The following is a 20,674-nucleotide window of genomic DNA, read 5'->3' on the forward strand; positions in this document are numbered from 1 at the left end:
AGCCTTGTCCGGCGCGCCTTTCGGAGCGCCGAAAAGCGGGCGCGGCGCATGGGGAGACACACGCGCCACGCCCGGACGCCTCGCGCTCGTTCCGTTTTTGCTGGTCCGCATGACACGCTTCGCGCGGCCCCGTACGGGCCGCCTAGCAGCCCGCCGTACCCGTCGATGGTCCCTGGCTTCGCATCAGAGAGGAACTCAACGTGACGTCTTCCGCATCGGCCCGCACGGCGCGCCGCAACGCCGCATCGCCCGACTCATCGTCCGACACGTCCATCGCGGCGGCGTCGCCTTCCATCTCGAAAACGCGGGCCGCAGGCGCCGCGAAAGCGTCCACGGCGGCCGTCGCGGTCAAGGAGAAGCCGGGCGTCGAGGCGGTGGTAAAGGCGCCCAAGGCCGCCAAGCCGGCGAAAGAAGCGAAGCCGTCGAAGAAGGCCAAAGCCGCTTCGCTCTCGGATGCGAACGCCGCCGGAGCGTCCGCCGAGCCGGCGCGGCTCGCGGAGTCCGCGGATTCCGCCGAACGCGCGAAACCTGCGAACCGCGCCCGCGACGACAAAGACCGCCCGCTCTTCGAAGACATCCGCTTCCTCGGCCGCGTGCTCGGCGAAGTGCTGCGCGAGCAGGAAGGCGACGCCGTGTTCGACATGGTCGAGGCGATTCGTCAGACGGCCGTCAAGTTCCGCCGTGAAGACGACGTCGACGCCTCGCAGACGCTGGAAAAGCGCCTGCGTGGCTTGTCGCCGGAGCAGACGGTGTCCGTGGTGCGCGCGTTCAGCTATTTCTCGCATCTCGCGAATATCGCGGAAGACCGTCATCACAACCGCCGCCGCCGCATTCACGCGCTCGCGGGCTCCGCGCCGCAGCCGGGCACCATCGCCTATGCCATCGAGCGCATGCGCGAGCAGAAAAACGTCAGCGCCACGCGCAAGATGTTGCAGACCTTCTTCGACGACGCGCTGATCGTTCCGGTGCTCACCGCGCATCCGACCGAAGTGCAGCGCAAGAGCATTCTCGACGCGCAACACGACATCGCGCGTCTGCTCGCCGAGCGCGATCAGGAGCTGACCGCCCGCGAACGCGCGCAGAACGAAGCGGTGCTGCGCGCACGCGTGACGTCGCTCTGGCAGACGCGGATGCTGCGCGACGCGCGTCTGACCGTCGCCGATGAAATCGAGAACGCGCTCTCCTACTATCGCGCGACTTTCCTCGCCGAAATTCCCGCGCTGTACGCCGATATCGAAGCCGCGCTCGCCGAGCACGGCCTGCCCGCGCGCCTGCCGCCGTTCTTTCAGATGGGAAGCTGGATTGGCGGCGACCGCGACGGCAATCCGAACGTCACGGCCGAGACGCTCGACGCCGCCATCACGCGGCAGGCGACCGTCATCTTCGAACACTATCTGGAAGAGGTGCACAAGCTCGGCGCGGAACTGTCGGTGTCGAATCTGCTGGCCGGAGCGAGCGATGCGCTGCTCGCACTCGCCGATGCCTCGCCCGACCACTCGCCGCATCGCACTGACGAGCCGTACCGGCGCGCGCTGATCGGCATCTACACGCGGCTCGCGGCGAGCGCGCGCGTGCGGCTCGGCGAAGGCGTCGTCGCGGTGCGCAGCGCCGGGCGCGGCGCGGCCCCGATTCGCGCGACGCCGTATGCGGACGCCGCCGAGTTCACGCGCGACCTGAACGTGCTGATCGAATCGCTTGCGCAGAACCACGGCGCGTCGCTGGCGGCGCAGCGCCTGTCGCCGCTCGCGCGGGCATCGGAAGTATTCGGCTTTCACCTCGCGAGCATCGACTTGCGGCAAAGCTCGGACATTCACGAGGCGGTCGTGGCCGAACTGCTTGCTCGCGCGGGGGTCGTCGCGGATTACGCGTCGCTCGACGAAGCACAGAAGCGCGACGTGCTGCTGAAGGAACTCGGACAGCCGCGGCCGCTGCGCCTGCCTTACGCGCAGTATTCCGACCTCGCGAAAAGCGAACTCGGCGTGCTCGAAGCGGCGCGCGTCATCCGCGAGAAATTCGGCGCGCGGGCGGTGCGCAACTACATCATTTCGCACACGGAAACCGTCAGCGATCTGCTCGAAGTGATGCTGCTGCAAAAGGAAACCGGCGTGCTGAAAGGCTGCCTCGGCAACAACGAGGATGCCGCGCGCGACGGTCTGATGGTGATTCCGCTCTTCGAAACCATCGCGGACTTGCGCAATGCGCCCGTCATCATGGGCGAATTCTTCGCGCTGCCGGGCATCGACAAGCTGATCGAGGCGCAGGGCCAGGAGCAGGAAGTCATGCTCGGCTATTCGGACAGCAACAAGGACGGCGGCTTTCTTACGTCGAACTGGGAGCTGTATCGCGCGGAACTGGCGCTGGTCGCGCTCTTCAAGGAACGCAAGACGACGCTGCGGCTCTTTCACGGGCGCGGCGGCACCGTTGGGCGCGGCGGCGGTCCGACGTATCAGGCGATTCTTTCGCAGCCGCCGGGCACCGTCGACGGCCAGATTCGGCTCACCGAGCAAGGCGAAGTGATCGCGAGCAAGTTCGCGAACGCGGAAATCGGGCGGCGCAATCTGGAAACGGTCGTGGCCGCGACGCTCGAAGCAACGCTCTTGCCGCACGAGAACGCGCCCGCGCAACTGCCGCAGTTCGAAGCGACCATGCAGACGCTTTCGGACGCCGCGATGTCGGCGTATCGCGCGCTCGTCTACGAGACGCCCGGCTTCACCGATTACTTCTTCTCCTCGACACCGATTGCCGAAATCGCGGAACTGAACATCGGCAGCCGGCCGGCGTCGCGCAAGCTGCAGGACCCGAAGCATCGGAGAATCGAAGATCTACGCGCGATTCCGTGGGGCTTTTCGTGGGGTCAGTGCCGTCTGCTCTTGACCGGCTGGTACGGCTTCGGCAGCGCGGTGACCGCTTATCTCGACGAAGCCGGGTCGGATGCCGAGCGCACTCGCCGTCTTTCAGCGCTTCGCAAGATGCACAAGACCTGGCCGTTCTTCAAGAATCTGCTGTCGAACATGGACATGGTGCTCGCGAAGACCGACCTCGCGGTGGCGTCGCGTTACGCGCAACTCGTCAGCGACAAGAAGCTGCGCAAGCTCGTGTTCGACAAGATCGTGGCCGAACACGAGCGCACTTGTCACGTGCTCACCGAGATCACCGGCCGAAGCGAGCGGCTTTCCGACAACCCGCTGCTCGCGCGTTCGATCAAGAACCGCTTCCCGTATCTCGATCCGCTCAACCATTTGCAGGTGGAACTGCTCAAGCGCCACCGCGCGGGCGATCAAAACGTGCGGCTGCGGCGCGGCATTCACCTGACCATCAACGGTATCGCCGCGGGTCTGCGCAATACCGGCTGACGGTCGCGGCGAGGCAAAGCGGCTTCAGTCGCGCCGCTTTGCCTCGATCATCAACGCGTCCAGCTCGAAGGAGAAGTCGTCCTTCACGCCGAAGTACTGGCGCACTTCTTCGGGCGCGCTCGTCCACATCGACTTGATCGCGGTCACGCGCTCAGGCGGCGTGCGCATTCTCGTCACCCACGATTCGAATTCCAGCGGAATGCGCCAGCGTTCGGTCACGCGCGCATCGAAGCCGGCTGCGTCGAGCATCGCGATCCATTCGTCCGCGCGATAGTCGCGAACATGCGATGCGTCGCGCAGCACTTCGATCGCCTGAATATGCGTGTCGTAAAGCGGATCGTCGATGCCCGCGATGTCGATGAACTTCAGCCGCCCGCCCGTCTTCAGCCCGCGATGCACTTCGGCGAGCGCCTTCGGCACGTCGCGCCAGTGATGCGCGCTCATGCGGCTGATCGCCCAGTGGAACGACGCGTCGTCGAACGGCAGCGTTTCGGCCGCGCCCTGCTGCGTGCGGATGGTCGTCAGTCCGCGCTCTTTCGCGGCGGTTTCGACGGTGGCGAGCATCTGCGGCGCGATGTCGTAGGCCACGACTTCCTTCACGTGCGGCGCCACCGCGAAGCTCGCGTGACCCGCGCCGCAGCCCATGTCCAGCACGGTGGCGTTGCCGCAGGTCGCGGCGAAGGTCGCGGTGAGGTTCTGCAAATCCGCGCCGCTCGCGTGGACCTGGCTCGTGAGATACGCGGCGGCGGTCGAGCCGAACGCGTCGGCGACCTGTTCGTGGTGTTTCATCGTGGACTCCGCATGGTGTTTGTGGGCGTTTGTATGCATTTCTGCGCCGGAAGCCGGGCGTCGCAGCGCCGGCCTGCCGCTACAATAGAGCTCGCTTTGTACCGGTACAAGTTGACTGGTTATTCTGGTATCTGAACCACCCGTCGCACGCCCACGCTACACCTGAAGTTCCCATGAACCGAACCGAAGACAAGCTCGCCGATACGCCCGCACGCGCGCTCGGCGAGTTCATACGCACGCATCGCGAACGCTTGTCCCCGCTCGCTGTCGGCTTGCCGCCCGGCCCGCGCCGCCGCACGCCCGGCCTGCGCCGCGAAGAAGTCGCGCAACTGTGCGGCGTGAGCCCGACGTGGTACACGTGGATCGAGCAGGGCCGGCCGGTGTCCGCTTCCGCCGATGCGCTCGCGCGCATCGCCGTCGCGCTGCAATTGTCGCGCGCCGAACGCGCGTATCTCTTCGAACTGGCTGCGCAGCGCGATCCCGCCGAGCCCGATCCCGCCGCGCAGGACGTCCCCGCCGCGCTGTTGCAGACCGTCGGGCTGATCGACGCGCCCGCTTACGTGCTCGACCGCCAGTGGAACGCGCTGCGCTGGAACGCGCCGGCGGCGGCGCTTTTCGTCGGCTGGCTCGATGGCGAGCACGACCGCAACCTGTTGACCTACACGTTCACGTCGCCGGCGGCGCGCGCGCTGATCGTCGACTGGGAAACGCGCGCGCGCCGGCTCGCCGCCGAATTTCGCGCCGATTCCATCCGCCATCTGAACGATCCGCCGACGCGCGCATTGATCGACGCATTGAGCGCCGCGAGCGATGCCTTCGCGCGCTACTGGGCGTCGCAGGACGTGTTCGAGCGCGAAGGCGGCGAGCGCGCGTTCGATCATCCGTCGCGCGGGCGCGTGGTGTTCAATCAAATCACGTTCAAGCCGGCGCATCGGGAAGACCTGAAGCTCGTGATTCTGGTCGGGGACGCGTAGCCCCGAATGTTAAAATTCTCGTCTTTCTGACGCCTCGCACGCCGAAAACATCACCATGACGTCCCAACTTCACAAAAAAGGCGAAGCCTGGTCGGCTCGCTTCTCCGAGCCGATGTCGGAGCTCGTCAAACGCTATACGTCGTCGGTGTTCTTCGACAAGCGGCTCGCGCTCGTCGACATTCAGGGTTCGCTCGCGCATGCGTCCATGCTCGCGGCGCAGAAGATCATCGGCGCGGACGACCTCGCGGCCATCGAGCGCGGCATGGCGCAGATCAAGGGCGAAATCGAGCGCGGCGAGTTCGAGTGGAAGCTGGATCTCGAGGACGTGCACCTGAACATCGAGGCGCGGCTGACCGCGCTGATCGGCGATGCCGGCAAGCGGCTGCACACCGGCCGTTCGCGCAACGATCAGGTCGCGACCGATATCCGCCTGTGGCTGCGCGGCGAAATCGACCGCATCGGCGAGTTGCTGAAGGACCTGCGTCTCGCGCTCATCGACATGGCGGAGAAGCACGCGGACACCATCATGCCCGGCTTCACGCATCTGCAAGTGGCGCAGCCGGTGACGTTCGGGCATCACCTGCTCGCTTACGTCGAAATGTTCACGCGCGATGCCGAACGCATGCGCGATTGCCGCAAGCGGGTGAACCGGCTGCCGCTCGGCGCGGCGGCGCTCGCGGGCACGAGCTATCCGATCGACCGTCACGCGGTGGCGAAGACGCTCGGCTTCGACGGCATCTGCGCGAATTCGCTCGATGCCGTGTCCGACCGCGATTTCGCGATCGAATTCACGGCGGCGGCGGCGCTCATCATGACGCACGTGTCGCGCTTCTCCGAAGAGCTCGTGCTGTGGATGAGCCCGCGCGTCGGCTTCATCGATCTCGCGGACCGCTTCTGTACCGGTTCGTCCATCATGCCGCAGAAGAAAAACCCCGACGTGCCCGAACTCGCGCGCGGCAAGACGGGCCGCGTGAACGGCCATCTCATGGCGCTGCTCACGCTGATGAAGGGTCAGCCACTCGCGTACAACAAGGACAATCAGGAAGACAAGGAACCGCTCTTCGATACCGTCGATACGGTCGCCGACACGCTGCGCATCTTCGCGGAAATGGCGGCGGGGATCACGGTGAAGCCGCAGGCCATGCGCGCGGCGGCCCTGCAAGGCTTCGCGACCGCCACCGATCTCGCGGACTACCTCGTGAAGCGTGGCCTGCCCTTTCGCGATGCGCACGAGGCCGTGGCGCACGCCGTGCGCATCTGCGACGATCGCGGCTGCGATATCGCGGACCTGTCGCTCGAGGCGATGCGCATCGAGTTGCCGAACGTCGCGCATCTCATCGGCGAGGACGTGTTCGAGTATTTGACGCTGGAAGGGTCGGTCGCGAGCCGCAATCATCCGGGCGGCACCGCGCCGGATCAGGTGCGCGCGGCGGCAAAGGCAGCACGCGAGGCGCTTTGAAAGCCGTCTGCGCGGCATCGTCACGATCTGCATGACCCGCCTCGGCGGGTCTTTTTTTTTGCCGCATTCGCGAAACCGGACGAGCATTGCATTGCTCAGGAGGTCGGCACGATGCGTTCTGCAAGTTCAATGCGCCATTGCGTTTACGTCTTGCATAGGCGTCGAACGGCATGATGATCCCGTATGAACCGCCGTCGGAAACGACCGGTTCGGCATCCACCAAGCCGTGCCTTTCCTGATAGATCGAATCAAGAAACGGATGGGCGGTTTGTGGTGCCTCGGCTCTTGCAGTCGAATTTCAGAGTTATCTGTTCTCCTTTTGGAACTTGCCTAGCGTGAATGGCTGGGCTATCACTACATCCGCATGACCTCGCGCTGGCGATCCGCATATCACGTCGAACGCCACGGCTCGCGCAAGAAATCGAAACGAACAACGCATAACAAACGTGGCAGGGGCGTTTTATGAATCGTCTTGATAAGCAATCCAAAGTTTTGTCGCTGATTTTGGCTGCGGTGGTCGCCTACTCGGCGCCCGCATCAGCTGCCGAGTGGCAAGAAGGCGCAACCTATCCGGCAGGCACCACGGTCACTTACAACGGCCACACCTATCAGGCGCTTCAGACACACACCGCTTATGCAGGCGCGGGATGGACGCCCTCTTCGACGCCGACGTTGTGGAAAGATCTTGGGGCGTCGGGCGCAACGCCATCGCCGGAGCCGGCTCCGGCTCCAGCGCCAACACCGACGCCAGCACCGACGCCTGCACCGACGCCCACTGCCTGCTTCACGGCGTGGTCGGCATCGCAGGTTTATGCGAACGCGGGCAGCCGTGTCACATACAACGGGCGCAATTACCAAAACAAGTGGTGGACTCAAGGCGAGAACCCGGCGCAATCCGGGCAATACGGCGTGTGGCAGGACATCGGCGCTTGCTCCGGCGGGCCGACGCCAGCTCCGGCGCCGACTCCCGTCCCGGCGCCGACGCCGACGCCGACGCCTACCCCTACGCCGACACCGACGCCAACGCCCGTCCCAACGCCGACGCCAACGCCTACGCCTACGCCTACGCCAACGCCTACCCCAACGCCAACGCCAACGCCAACGCCGGCACCAGCACCAACACCCACGCCCACGCCAACACCAGCACCGGCTCCCGCGCCCGTCGGCGGTCGCGAAATCGGAGGCTATTTCGCCCAATGGGGCATCTACGATCGCAATTACAAGATCAGGGACGTGGACACGACCGGTTCGGCCAAACTGCTCACGTTCATCAATTACGCATTCGGCAACATCTATCAAAAGAACGGCGGTTTCGAGTGCGGCATCGTCAACAAGGCGGAGCCGGGCGCGACCAATCCGAGCGCGCCGGATGCAGGCACCGGCGGCGATGCATGGGCCGACTATCAGAAAGGCTTCTCCGCGAACGAAGCCGTCAGCGGCCAGGCCGACGCCTGGGACTTTCCGCAAAACGATCCGCGCTACGGCAGCGGCAAGGCGGGGCCGCTCAAAGGTAACTTCAACCAGCTGAAGCAGTTGAAGGCCAAATATCCGAACCTGAAGATCATCATCTCGATCGGCGGATGGACGTGGTCGAAGTGGTTCGGCAAGGCTGCATCGACGGATGCAATGCGCAAGCAACTGGTCGCGTCGTGCATCGATGTCTACATCAAGGGCAATCTGCCGTTCGATTCAGGCTCGAATGCGGGCGGCGAAGGCATCGGCGCGAACGTGTTCGACGGCATCGACATCGACTGGGAATTCCCGGGCGGCGGCGGCCAGCCGTACAACGTCGTCGACCCGAACGACAAGAAGAACTACACGCTGTTGCTCGCCGAGTTCCGCAGGCAACTGGATGCAATCGGCTCGCAGAACGGCAAGCACTATTACCTGACCGTGGCCATCGGCGCGGGCGGCGACAAGATCGCGATGACCGAGCCGGCCGAGTACAGCAAGTCGCTCGACTGGATCAACATCATGTCCTACGACTTCCATGGCGGCTGGGAAGCCAACGGCCCGACGGACTTTCAGGCGCCCCTCTATGGCGATCCGGACAGCCCGAACTACAAGGCAGGCCAGTACGCGCCGACCTACAACGTCGACGGTGCAGTGAAGGATCTCCTCAACGCGGGCGTGCCGACGACGAAGATCGTCGTGGGAATCCCGTTCTACGGACGCGGCTGGTCCGGCGTGAGCGCGGGACCGAGCGGCAACGGCCTCTATCAGAAGGCGACGAAACCCGCGCCGGGCAAGTACGAGGAAGGGATTCAGGATTACCGCATTTTGAAGAGCGCAGCGGGCACGCTCTACGAACATCCGGTCGCGAAGACGTCCTACAAGTTCGACGGCAACAACTGGTGGTCCTACGACTCCCCGGCCGCCGTTCGGCTGAAGATGGACTACGTCAAGGCGCAGAGCCTGCGCGGCTCCTTCGCCTGGGAACTGGACGGTGATGGGCCGAACGCGGAGCTGCTGAAAATCATGAGCGACGGACTCAAGTGATTCGCCACCGAAAGCGCGCGTTGCGCACGAGGTGACGCGCCGCCGCGCCTATCGCGACGTATTGGACCGTACCGCGCCATATCGAACTTTGCCGGGAGCAGCCATGCACGGACCTTCATCGAAAGCCGCATGCCCGACGGCGGCGGCCTTGCGCGCGCGGCTCGCAGAGCGCGCCACCCGCTGGCCGCAGCGCGGCTTCACGCTGCTGGAACTGCTCGTGGTGCTGCTCATCATCGCGCTGCTGGCGGGGTATGTCGGGCCGAAGCTCTTCGGCGAAGTGGGCAAGGCGCGCAGCAAGACGGCCGCCTCGCAGATGAAGGGCATCGAAAGCGCGCTCGATCGTTACCGGCTCGACACAGGACACTTTCCGGGCACGGACGCCGGCCTCGCCGCACTCACGACCAACGTGGGCAACGCGACCGGATGGGACGGCCCGTACATGAGCAGCGCGATCCCGAACGATCCGTGGGGCAAGCCGTACATCTATCGCTCGCCGGGCGAAGGCGGCAAGGACTACGACCTGATGACCTACGGCGCCGACGGCAAGCCCGGCGGCTCGGGCGAGGACGCGGATATCGTCAACAAATGACGAGCGCACCGGTCATCATGCGATATCGCGCCCGGGTGGATAGCGAAAGCGGCCCGCAGGATCTCGAACTGGACGCCGACGACGAAGCGCAGTTGCGCATGCGGCTCGCGGAAATGGGCTTCTCGCTCGTCGATGCGACGCCGCTCGACGCGAAGAAGCGCGGCTTCTCGCTGCGCAAACCGGTATTCGAGCGCGGGCTCTTCACGCAGGAACTCATCGCGTTGCTCGAAGCTGGGCTCAGCCTCGTCGAAACGGTGGAAACGCTGCGCGACAAGAGCAAGGAAGGGTTGAACCGGGCCGTGCTGCAAGGCATCGTCGCGGCGCTGTATGAAGGCGAGCCGCTCTCGCGCGCGCTCGAACGTCAGCCGGAGCATTTTCCGCCGCTGTATGTGGCGACGGTCGCGTCGGCGGAGCAGACCGGGCATCTCGCCGAGGCACTGAAACGCTATCACCATTACGACGCGCGGCTTTCGACGGTGCGCAAGAAGGTCGTGTCGTCGATGGTGTATCCGTCGATCGTCATCGGCACGGGCGCCATGATCATCCTCTTCATGGCGTTTTACGTGATCCCCAAGTTCAGCCAGGTTTTCGCGACGATGAAGGACATGCCGCTCACCGTACGCATGATGCTCGCGTGGGGCAATCTCGTCGAAGCGCACGGCGGCGTGCTGCTCGCGGCGCTCTTCGCGGCGATGGTCGGCGCGGGCCTGTCGCTGCGCAGCGCGAAGGTTCGTGAGCGGCTCATGTCGGCGTTTTTCAGATTGCCGAAGCTCGCGGACTATCAGCGCCTCTTCGGCCTCACGCGCTTCTATCGCACGCTCGGGCTGCTGCTCGCGGGCGGGATGTCGATGGTGACCTCGCTCGAACTGGCCGCGCAGGTGTTGCCCGCGCATTTGCAGAGCGCGTTGTCCGAGGCGCTGGGCGAAATTCGCGCAGGCAAGCCGCTATCCGGCGCCCTGCCCGCCGCGAACCTGACGACGCCGGTCGCCGAGCGGCTGATTCGCGTCGGCGAACAGAGCGGCGAACTCGCCGACATGGTGACGCGCTCCGCCGAGTTCTGCGACGAGGAACTCGATCGCGCCATCGACACGCTCATGCGCGTCGTCGAACCGGTGCTGATGCTCGCGGTCGGCGGCATCGTCGGGACGATCATCTTCTTGCTGTACATGCCGATCTTCCAACTGGCGGGCGCCGTGGGGTGACATCATGAACCAGGTCGTCAGCGCACCGGCTCGCCGGCGTCAGCAACAGGTCTGGGAGGACGCGGGACACGATCCCGCCGCCTATCTGGAGACGGTCGCGCGCATGCTTCACTTGCGCGGGTTCGACGCCGCCGCGCTCGAAACGCTCGAACCGCGCTTCGACCTGCTCTCCTTCGGAGACGCCCTATCGCGCAAGTGCCTGCTCGCCGCCGATTCGAAAGCGACGGAGGCGAAGCTCTGGCTCTTGCTCGCCGATCCCTTCGATCCGCTCCTGCGCGCCTGGGCGATGAACCGCATCAAGAAGCCGTTCGCCTTCGCCTTCTGCGTGCCGACGGAGCTGATGGCGTTCCTCGCGCTGCACGAGTCGGCGCACCAGGCGCTCACACAGATCAATGTCGAAGGCCAGTCGGCCGCGGTTGCCGACGCGGGCGTCGAGATCACGCTGGCGACGCTAGCCGCCGACTCGCATCCGGTAATACGGCTCGTCAATTCGTCGCTGTACGACGCGCTCAGGGCCCGCGCATCGGATATTCACATCGAGAGCACGGCGACGGGACTCGTCATCAAGTACCGCATCGACGGCGTGTTGCAGGAAACGGCGACAGCGAACGGCACCGACACGGCGGAACAGGTGCTCTCGCGCCTGAAGGTCATGGCGGATCTCGACATCGGCGAGCGGCGCATTCCTCAGGACGGCCGCTTCAAGGCGATCATCAATCAGCGCGAAATCGACTTTCGCGTGTCGATCATGCCGTCGATCCACGGCGAGGATGCCGTCTTGCGCGTGCTCGACAAACAGCGCGGCGAGGCGACGGCGAGTGCGCTGCGGCTCGATTCGATCGGTCACGAGCCGGAGATCGTCCATGCGATCCGCAAGATCGCGCACGAGCCATACGGCCTTCTGCTCGTCACCGGACCGACCGGCTCCGGCAAATCGACGACGCTCTACGCCACGCTCACCGAGATCAACACCGGCGACGAGAAGATCATCACCATCGAAGATCCGGTCGAATACGAACTCGCGGGCGTGCTGCAGATCCCGATCAACGACAAAAAGGGGCTGACGTTCGCGCGCGGGCTGCGCTCGATTCTGCGTCACGATCCGGACAAGATTCTCGTCGGCGAAATCCGCGACGGCGAGACGGCGAACATCGCGGTGCAGGCGGCGCTCACGGGCCACCTCGTGCTGACGTCGGTGCACGCGAACAACGTGTTCTCCGTGCTCGACCGGTTTCTGCACATGGGCGTCGACATGCACAGTTTCGTCGATGCCCTGCTCGGCGCGGTCGCGCAACGGCTGATGCGCAAGAACTGCCCGCATTGCATCCGCGATGACGATCCCCCCGATGACGCCACGCTGCGCGCCTCCGCACTTTCCCGCGAGCAGGTCGCGCACTGGCGCTTCAGGCGCGGCGCGGGCTGCGAGATGTGCCGGCGCACCGGCTATCTCGGGCGTCAGCCGATCGCGGAAGTGCTGCGTCTGAACGATGCGATCAAGCAGTGCTTCGTCGAACGGCGCCCGATCATGGAACTGAAGCAGCTCGCGTACGAAAACGGCTTCGTGCCGATCCGGCAGATCGCGTTGCGTGCGGTGGCGGACGGGCGCACGACGCTCGCCGAAGTCAATCGCGTCACGATCGTCGAAAGCTGAGGCAAGGCGCACGATGTCGCGTTTCTCCGATCACATCGAGTCCCTGCGCGCGAAGGCGGCGGCATCGAGCTCCGCCGCTTCCGGCGTTTTCAGCCGCACGACGATTCTGCTGGAAGGCGGTCGCGCACGCGTGCCCGGCACGGCTCGCAGCGCCGATCCGTTCACGCCCGGCGATGTCGCGGCGGCGCTCAAGGCCATCGAAACGCTCGCACCGAAGCCGTCCGGTTTCGGTCTGCATGTGCTGCGCGTGGTTGCCGGCGCGCCGTTCGCCCGCTATCACGCGCTGCCGTGGCAGCCGCTCGCAAGGCCGCAAGACTGGATTCCGGCCGCGCGCGTGCAGTCGTTGCAGACGGGCGCAGGCAGCGAAACATCGCGCTTTGCCGCGACCGACGGGAACTGGCGATGCGGACGTCTCGCCGCCGCGATGCCGGAGGCGCTGTGCTCGGGCATCGGGAAGATGTGCAAGGCGCGCAGGCTGATGCTGGGCGGCATCGAGCCGGGCTACACGTTCGCGCTGCAACGGCACGCCGCGCGGATTCGCGACGGCTCCATCGCCATCGTCGCGCTGGAGACGGTGGACGACGGCGCGACCGTCGCGCAGATCGGACTGCGCAACGGCGGCGGCTGGACGGGCTTCATCACGCTGCCGCTGGCCGGCACGCTCGACGATGTGCTGCGCGATGCCTTCGCGCTCTGCGCCGATACGCCGCCCGCGCGCCGCTACGTGATCGGCCCGGGCGATGGCACGCGCTGGTCGGCACAGGCGGCGGGCATCGAATGGCTTCGCGCGCCCTGGGACGACGCGCCATGAAAGCGCCGCGCATCGATCTGCATCGCGCGAATCGTCCGGGCGCGGCGGCGGGGCTCGCTGCGCTCGTCGTGGGCGTCGCCGCCGTGATCGCGGCGATGCAGGTCCGCGATGCGCTTCACGCGAGAGGCGAGGCGCTCGACGACCGCGAGTCCGTCGTCGCGAGGAAGGAAGCGCAATTCGCGCGCATCAGCAACGCGCATCGCGGCGGCGCCGACGCGCGCAGCGCCGCGCTCATGGCGCAGCAACGCTATGCGGCCGAACCGGCGCGCGATCTGATCGAAGCGGGATGGCATCCGAATATCGCGTTTCTCACGATCGATATCGTGACGGCATCGCGGCAGATCAACATGCAGTTCGAGACGCGCTCGGTGCAGGAAGCAATCTCTTACGCCGACTGGTTTCAGGCGCAGCCGCAAACCGAAAGCGTGACGCTCAAGCGGCAGACGGAGAAGCCGGGCCCGCCGGCGCCGTCGGTGGAAACGTCGTTGCAGGTGACATGGAAGGCATTCGGCGGCGCGTCGGCGGGGCCGTCGGCGCAGGTTTCCGGAGCGCCGTCCGCGCCGGCCTCATCCGCGACTGCTTCGCCCGCGTCCGCGCCGGTTACCGCGCGGGTTTCCGGAGCGTCCTCCGCGCCGGCCCCATCCGCGACCGCTTCGCCCGCGTCAGCGCCGGTTACCGCGCGGGCCTCCGGAGCGTCCTCCGCGCCGGACTCATCGGCGACTGCTTCGCCCGCGTCCGCGCCGACTGCAGCGCCGGCTGCTGCGCCAGCATCAGCGTCACCGTCGCCCGCGCGACACCCGCCCGCGCCGCCGACGCCCGCAGGCCACGCGTCCGGAGGCCGCCGATGAACCGCTGGACGTGGGAACTGCGCCGCCTGCAGTGGCGTCTCGGAACGTTCGGGCTGATCGCGCTGCTGCTGATCGGCGGCGCGGCGATGATCGCGCTCGCGGACATCGTGCCGCTGCGCCGCGACATCGCCGCGCGCGAAGCCGATCTCGATGCGCGCGCCGCGAAGCTCACGCAACCGCCGCCGTCGTCGCCCGATGAAGCGGTCGCGCCCGTCAGCGCCGAACAGCGATATTTCGTTTTCCTTCACAGCATGCACGCCATCGCTGCGAAGAACGGCTTGACCATTCCGCAAGTCACTTATCAGCTCGCCGCGCAGGACAAGAATTCGTCGCTGCGCCGGTATATCGTGGAGGCGACCTTCACGAGCCGCTATCTCCCGCTGCGCAATTTCGTCTTCGAGATGCGGACCTTGCCCGGCACGCGCTGGGAGCGCGTCACGATCTCGCGGCCGAACATCGGCGCGACGGATCTGGAAGTGCGTCTGCAATGCGCGTTCGTCGTGGAAGCGTCGAAATGAAGGCCCTCGACACGCGCACACTGAAGGTCTCGCGGCCGCTTCTGCTGCTGCTCGCGCTGACGCTCGGACTGATCGTGTTCGTGTACTTCCGGGGCAAAACGCAGGGCGACGCGCCCTCCGCGACGACACCGACACCGCGTGCAGCCGCGCCGCGGCCGCCTGCCAGCGCGCCCCAAACGCCTGCGCCCGAGTCCGTCGCGGATGCCGCGAGCGCGCCCGTCGATCTGTTTCCGAGCCAGAACTGGCAACCGCCTCCTCCCCCGCCGCCGCCACCGCCGCCGCCCGGTTCCGTCAAGCCGCCGCCGCCCGAACCGCCGCCGCTGCCCTTCAGCGTGCGCTCGCTGTGGCTCGATTCGCGTGGCGCGTTCTACATCGTGCTGTCCGGCACCGGACGCGAGTTCGCGCTCTGTGCGAACTGCCCGAACAAGGGCTTCCTGCACCGTGGCGACACCATCCTCAACGCGTACCGGATCGACGAGATCGACCGCAAGCAGGTTCGCTTCACGTATCTGCCGCTCAAGCGTCAGCAAACGCTGCCAATCGGAGGAATCGAATGATCCGGCTGAAAAACGTGGCCATGTGGCTGCTACTGCCGCTTCTGACCTCGTGCGCGGGCGAACTGCATCGTCAGGATCTGCAAAACCGGCTCGCCGGCATGCCGCCCGACGCGCAACTCGATCTGCTCGCGCAGCAGAGCGCGGAATATCCCGACGATCTCGAAATCCGAAGCTGGTACATGAGCCTGCGACGCCGCATGTCGGTCGAATACCTGCAACGCGCGACAGTCGCGTACCGCGCGGGCGACCCGGCACAGGCGCTCGCGTGGGCGCGCCGTGCGCAAGCCGCCGCGCCCGGCGACGACCAGCCGCGCGAGCTGATCGAGTGGATCGACCGGCAGGCGGCCATCGACGGCGCGCTGCAATACGCCGAGTCGATCCGGCTGGACCAGCCGCAGGCGGCGCTTGCCATCGCCACCGACACGCTCGCCAAGCAGCCGGAAAACGCCCGCGCCGCGCGTTTGCGCGACGATCTGCTCACGCCGAAAGCCGCCGATCTCGCGCCCAGGTTGAACAAGGACATGGATCAGCCGATCACCGTGCAGTTTCGCGATCAGCCGCTCATCAGCATCTTCGAACTGATGTCGAATATCACGGGGCTGAACTTCAGTTTCGATCACGACGTGCAGTCGGGCGCGCCGACCACCATCTACGCCAGCAATACGCCCGTCAAGCAAGTGCTGACGATGGTGCTTCAGGCCAATCAGCTTTCGAGCAAGGTCGTGGGCGACAACGCGCTCCTCATCTATCCGAAGCGGCCGGACAAGGAAACGGAGTACCGCGATCTCGTCGTGCGCACGTTCTACCTCACGAATTCCTCGGCGGCGCAGGTGCTCGGCGTGCTCAAGCAGATGGTCAAGACGCGCGATGCCGTGCTCGACGAGCGCACCAACGCCATCATCATGCGCGACGCGCCCGAAACGCTGAAGGTGGCGGAGCGCATCATTCGCGCGCTGGACGTGACACCCGCCGAAGTCGTCATCGATGCGCAGATTCTCGAAGTGTCGTCATCGGACTTGCTGCATCTGGGCATTCAGTATCCGGACAGCATCGTGTTCGGATTGCAGTCCGGCACCGCCGCCGATCAGACCACGCTGCCGCAAAACACCGTCACGCTCCAACAATTGCACAACCTCAACAGCAGCGACGTGCTCGTGCGTATCGGGCCGGTGGGCATCGACTTCCTCCAGACGCAGGGCAAGACGCGCACGCTGGCGAACCCGAGCATCCGCGTGCGCAATCGCGAAAAGGCGAAGGTGCTGATCGGCGATCGCCTGCCTGTCGTGACGACCACGCTGTCGAGCAACTTCAGTTCGGAGAGCGTCAATTATCAGGATGTCGGACTGTCGCTGGAGGTCGCGCCCGTCATCGTCAATAGCGACGAAGTGCAGGTGAAGCTGCACATGGAAGTGTCGAACGTGACGGATACGATCACGACATCGACGGGGCTCGTCGCGTATCAGATCGGCACGCGCACGGCGGACACCGTGATGAGCGTGCGCAACAATGAAACGCAGATGCTCGCCGGCCTCCTTCAGCGCAACGAGCGCGCCGCCGCGAGCGGGCTGCCGGGAATCAGCCGCCTTCCGCTGCTCGACCGCATTTTCGGCGACCGCACCGACGACGCGCACGCAACCGAGCTCGTGCTGTTGCTGACGCCGCGCATCGTGCGCAGTCAGGCGGTTCCCGCAGGCAACGTCGTGCAATTCGATTCGGGCACGGAAAGCCGCATCACGACCGAACGCGATGTCGTAGGCGGCAATCCGAGCGCGCGCATGGCGCCTCTGCCTGCGCCTGCGCCTGTGCCAGCGCCTGCGCCGCAGATTTCCCCGCCGCCTGCGCCGCCGCAGCCGCCCGCGCCGCCGCAGCCCGTCGGCGCGCTGCCGCCGCCGTTGCCACGCCTGTCGCCCGTCGCCGCGCCCGATACGCCGCCGCGCACGCAGCCCTGATCCGGAACGCCGGCCCATGACGATGCAACGAGGCTTCACGATCATCGAACTGCTGGTGACGCTCGCCATTCTCGCCGCGCTCGCGATGGTCGCCGCGCCGCTCGCCGAGGTGGCGGCACAGCATCAGCGGGAAGACGAACTGCGTCGCGCGCTGTGGAGCATTCGCGATGCGATCGACGCGTACAAGAAAGCCGGCGACGAAGGAAAGATGGACCGCGCGCCGGGCGATCCGGGCTATCCGCCGAAGCTCGAAACGCTCGTCGAAGGCGTGGTCGACAAGACCAATCCGACGCACGCGCGCATCTACTTCCTGCGGCGCGTGCCGCGCGACCCGATGTGCGATTGCCCGAGCCGTTCGGACGAGGCGACATGGGGCAAGCGCAGCTACGCGAGCGACGCGGAATCGCCCGCCGAAGGCGACGACGTGTACGACGTGTACTCGCTTTCCGAAGGCACGGGACTCAACGGCGTCCCCTACAGGAGATGGTGATGGCCAAGCTGCGCAGGCTGAGTCGCGCGTTCACGCTGATCGAGCTGCTCGTCGTGCTGGCGATCATTGCGACGCTTCTTACGATCGTCGTCCCGCGCTATTTCGGCCAGGCGGACAAGGCGAAAGAAACCGTGCTGCACGAGAATCTCGCCGCCATGCGCGATTCGATCGACCACTTCCGCGCCGATCAGGGCCGCTATCCGCAAACGCTCGACGAACTGGTGCAGAAACACTATCTGCGCGAAATCCCGCTCGACCCGGTTTCGATGAGCCGCACGACATGGACGGTCGAGCAGCCCGCCGACGGCACGCCGGGCGTCTACAACGTGCGCAGCGGCGCGAAGGGCAAGGCGAAAGATGGCACCGATTACAGCGCGTGGTAGAGAGCGCGGCTTCGGCATGTTATGGGCGCTGATGTCGGTGGCGATCATCGGCATCTATCTGATGAAGGTTGGCGAAGTGTGGAGCACGCAGCAGCAACGCGCCAAGGAAGACGAACTGCTGCGTCGCGGCGACGCGATACGCGCGGGCATCGAAGCCTTCGTGAAGGCGGACAAGGGCGGCGCGTTCCCGAGGGACTTGAAGGATCTGACGCGCGATCCGCGCGCGTCGTTCGTGCGGCGCTATCTGCGCCAGCCCTACGACGATCCCATGACGGGCGGTGAATGGCAAACCGTTCGCGGACCGGGCGGCGAGTTGTACGGCGTCTATAGCGCATCGACTCAGGCGCCGCTCAAGAAGGACGGATTCTCCGACAGCGACGCGAGCTTCGCGACGCAGACGAGCTATTCGGAGTGGAAGTTCACCTATTTCCCCGACAGAGGCATGACCCGGCGCTGATCGCCGCGGACGTTCGCGTGTGGAGGACTGAGATGTCATCGATTCGAAGAAAGCTGGCGGTGCTGCCCGCCGCATTGCTGCTCCATGCCGGCGCGGCGCTGGCGCAGGAAGCCTGGCGCGAGGGCACCACGTACTCGGCCGGCGCGACCGTGACCTACAACGGGCGCGTGTATCAGGCGTTGCAGACGCACACGGCTTATCCCGGTGCGGGATGGACGCCATCGTCCACGCCGACTTTATGGCGCGATGTCGGCACGGCCGGCGGCACGCCGGCGCCGACGCCCGCGCCGACGCCAACGCCAACGCCAACGCCAACGCCAACGCCAACGCCAACGCCAACGCCAACGCCAACGCCAACGCCAACGCCAACGCCAACGCCAACGCCAACGCCAACGCCAACGCCAACGCCAACGCCAACGCCAACGCCAACGCCAACGCCTGCAGGATGCTATGCGGCGTGGTCGTCGAGTCAAACCTATGCGCAGCCCGACAGCCGCGTGACATACAACGGTCGGAACTATCGCAACAAGTGGTGGACGCAAGGGGACAACCCCGCGCAATCCGGCACGTATGGCGTCTGGGAAGACCTCGGCGCGTGTGGCGGAGCGCCTGCGCCTGCACCTGCGCCTGCGCCTGCACCTGCGCCTGCACCCGCGCCCGCGCCTGCGCCTGCACCCGCGCCTGCACCCGCGCCTGCACCCGCGCCTGCGCCTGCACCTGCACCTGCACCTGCACCCGCGCCTGCACCTGCGCCTGCACCTGCGCCTGCACCTGCACCCGCGCCTGCACCCGCGCCTGCGCCTGCACCCGCTCCGACGCCGACACCAACGCCGACACCATCGCCCGCCCCGACGCCCGCCTACAAACCAAAGATCACCTACATTCCCGAACCGGCTGGTTATCCGACGCCCGCGCAGTTCAGCGCGACCGAAAAGACGCTCGTCGATCAGACCAACGGCCTTATCGCAATCGTGCGCGACGCCCTGCGCGTCTTGCCCGACGACGACGTCAACGCCGTCGTTCCGGGCCGCGCAGCGAACCCGTCCAACGTGAGGCGTGTCGAGTCGATCGTCAACGAGCAGAAGTTCGACCAGCTTTTTCCGGTGCGCGACATCCACTACTCGTATGTGAACTTCCTGCGCGGCGTCGCCAAGTTCCCCGCCTATTGCGGCGACTACACCGACGGACGCGATGCGCTCGCCATCTGCCGCAAGCTGCTCGCGACATCGTTCGCGCACTTCACGCAGGAAACCGGCGCGAACTGGCCCACGCTCACGCCGGCGCAAGTGCGCTCGGGCTATCCGGATCACAACAACGCCGTGCTCGCGAAGATGCCGCAGGACACGCCCATTCCGTTCTGGCAGCAGGCGCTGTGGTTCCTACGCGAATCGGGTTATCAGGAAGGCTCGGCGGTAGGCGCGTATCAACAATGCGAGCCGGGCTCGCACGCGACGAACTGGATCTTCTATGCGTGCGCGAAGAATTCCGCAGGCCGCTATCTCGACTACTTCGGACGCGGCGCGAAACAGTTATCGTGGAACTACAACTTCGGGCCTTTCTCGCAGGCGCTTTACAACGACCCGAACGTTCTGCTCGACAATCCGGGCCGCGTCGCCGATACGTGGCTGAATTTCGCGTCGGCGATCTGGTTCGCGGTGACGCCGCAAACGCCCAAACCGCCGATGACGTGGGCTATCGACGGCACCTGGAAGCCGAACGCGGTGGACCTCGGCAACAACATGAAGCCGGGCTTTGGCGCAACCGTGTTCATCATCAACGGCGGCATCGAATGCGGCAAGGGCGGCGCGGAGCAGCCGCAAGTCACCAACCGCATCAACGCGTACAAGGAGATGGCGCGAGAACTGAACGTCACTATCCCGCCCGAGGAACCGCTCGGCTGCGCCAACATGCGCGGCTTCAACGAAGGTTCGGCGGCGGCAATCAAGGCGTATCTGGACAAGGATTATTCGTGGGCCAACGGCAAGCCCGTGACCGGATGCAAAGTGGTCGACTACGGCATGCCCTTCTCGCTCATCAATCCGGGCGATTACAAGGCATGCACGGACTACTTCTTCCGGGGCAAGGTCGAATACAACGGACAGGTCGTGATCGACAACACGAAGTAGACGCGCCGCATCGAATGAA

Annotated in this window: 17 protein-coding genes and 1 pseudogene; 17 read left to right on the forward strand and 1 reads right to left on the reverse strand. The window is 65.8% G+C overall.

Translation table 11 applies throughout. The annotated features are described in order from the left end of the window. The first annotated feature begins 200 nt into the window (after positions 1-200). Positions 201-3,353: a phosphoenolpyruvate carboxylase gene (gene ppc, locus P9239_RS14640; protein WP_309752025.1), complete on the forward strand. Its 3,153-nt coding sequence runs from the start codon at positions 201-203 to the stop codon at positions 3,351-3,353. 24 nt (positions 3,354-3,377) lie between these two features. Here ppc and P9239_RS14645 read toward each other — a convergent pair whose 3' ends face one another. After that, positions 3,378-4,142, reverse strand: coding sequence for a class I SAM-dependent methyltransferase (locus P9239_RS14645; protein ID WP_309752026.1), 765 nt, complete (start codon positions 4,140-4,142; stop codon positions 3,378-3,380). A gap of 131 nt (positions 4,143-4,273) precedes the next feature. Between P9239_RS14645 and P9239_RS14650 the strand changes: the two genes are divergently transcribed. From P9239_RS14650 to P9239_RS14720, 16 genes and pseudogenes are all read left to right on the forward strand, one after another. After that, entirely contained in the window at positions 4,274-5,116 is an 843-nt protein-coding gene (locus tag P9239_RS14650; RefSeq protein ID WP_404980091.1) for a helix-turn-helix transcriptional regulator, read from the forward strand. A 55-nt stretch (positions 5,117-5,171) separates the two neighbouring features. After that, positions 5,172-6,575 carry an argininosuccinate lyase gene (gene argH / locus P9239_RS14655; RefSeq protein WP_309752030.1) on the forward strand — a complete coding sequence of 468 codons (1,404 nt, stop codon included), beginning with the start codon at positions 5,172-5,174 and terminating at the stop codon, positions 6,573-6,575. Positions 6,576-7,037: 462 nt separating this feature from the next. Then, the gene (locus P9239_RS23400) at positions 7,038-9,074 is read left to right on the forward strand and encodes a glycosyl hydrolase family 18 protein (protein ID WP_404980008.1); all 2,037 of its coding nucleotides are present in this window, start codon (positions 7,038-7,040) and stop codon (positions 9,072-9,074) included. A gap of 103 nt (positions 9,075-9,177) precedes the next feature. Continuing rightward, entirely contained in the window at positions 9,178-9,663 is a 486-nt protein-coding gene (gene gspG / locus P9239_RS14665; protein ID WP_309752035.1) for a type II secretion system major pseudopilin GspG, read from the forward strand. Further along, a complete protein-coding gene (locus P9239_RS14670) occupies positions 9,660-10,865 on the forward strand; it encodes a type II secretion system F family protein (protein WP_309752037.1) in 1,206 nt (401 codons plus the stop codon). Before gspG ends, P9239_RS14670 begins: the two co-directional genes overlap by 4 nt. Before the next feature lie 4 nt (positions 10,866-10,869). Then, positions 10,870-12,516 carry a GspE/PulE family protein gene (locus tag P9239_RS14675; RefSeq protein ID WP_309752039.1) on the forward strand — a complete coding sequence of 549 codons (1,647 nt, stop codon included), beginning with the start codon at positions 10,870-10,872 and terminating at the stop codon, positions 12,514-12,516. Between the two features lie 13 nt (positions 12,517-12,529). Beyond that, positions 12,530-13,327, forward strand: coding sequence for a hypothetical protein (locus P9239_RS14680; RefSeq protein WP_309752041.1), 798 nt, complete (start codon positions 12,530-12,532; stop codon positions 13,325-13,327). Further along, entirely contained in the window at positions 13,324-14,175 is an 852-nt protein-coding gene (locus P9239_RS14685; RefSeq protein ID WP_309752042.1) for a hypothetical protein, read from the forward strand. The genes P9239_RS14680 and P9239_RS14685 overlap by 4 nt, the downstream gene beginning before the upstream one ends. Continuing rightward, positions 14,172-14,693, forward strand: coding sequence for a hypothetical protein (locus tag P9239_RS14690; RefSeq protein WP_309752044.1), 522 nt, complete (start codon positions 14,172-14,174; stop codon positions 14,691-14,693). The genes P9239_RS14685 and P9239_RS14690 overlap by 4 nt, the downstream gene beginning before the upstream one ends. After that, complete coding sequence (locus P9239_RS14695; RefSeq protein ID WP_309752045.1) at positions 14,690-15,250, forward strand: hypothetical protein; 561 nt, start codon at positions 14,690-14,692, stop codon at positions 15,248-15,250. The genes P9239_RS14690 and P9239_RS14695 overlap by 4 nt, the downstream gene beginning before the upstream one ends. Beyond that, positions 15,247-17,199 (forward strand): secretin N-terminal domain-containing protein, encoded by a 1,953-nt coding sequence (locus P9239_RS14700; RefSeq protein WP_309752047.1) that lies wholly within the window; start codon positions 15,247-15,249, stop codon positions 17,197-17,199. Before P9239_RS14695 ends, P9239_RS14700 begins: the two co-directional genes overlap by 4 nt. A gap of 22 nt (positions 17,200-17,221) precedes the next feature. Beyond that, entirely contained in the window at positions 17,222-17,689 is a 468-nt protein-coding gene (locus P9239_RS14705) for a type II secretion system protein (protein ID WP_309754061.1), read from the forward strand. Next, positions 17,689-18,072 (forward strand): prepilin-type N-terminal cleavage/methylation domain-containing protein, encoded by a 384-nt coding sequence (locus tag P9239_RS14710; protein WP_309752049.1) that lies wholly within the window; start codon positions 17,689-17,691, stop codon positions 18,070-18,072. The genes P9239_RS14705 and P9239_RS14710 overlap by 1 nt, the downstream gene beginning before the upstream one ends. Then, on the forward strand, positions 18,047-18,529 hold the full coding sequence (locus tag P9239_RS14715; RefSeq protein WP_309752052.1) for a type II secretion system protein: 483 nt from the start codon (positions 18,047-18,049) through the stop codon (positions 18,527-18,529). The genes P9239_RS14710 and P9239_RS14715 overlap by 26 nt, the downstream gene beginning before the upstream one ends. 32 nt (positions 18,530-18,561) lie before the next feature. Next, a pseudogene (locus tag P9239_RS23405) lies at positions 18,562-18,759 on the forward strand (carbohydrate-binding protein); the annotation flags it as partial. A gap of 267 nt (positions 18,760-19,026) precedes the next feature. Then, positions 19,027-20,655: a glycoside hydrolase family 19 protein gene (locus tag P9239_RS14720; RefSeq protein ID WP_309752054.1), complete on the forward strand. Its 1,629-nt coding sequence runs from the start codon at positions 19,027-19,029 to the stop codon at positions 20,653-20,655. The last annotated feature ends 19 nt before the right edge of the window (positions 20,656-20,674 follow it).

The sequence above is a fragment of the Caballeronia sp. LZ062 genome (assembly GCF_031450785.1).
GTDB lineage: Bacteria > Pseudomonadota > Gammaproteobacteria > Burkholderiales > Burkholderiaceae > Caballeronia.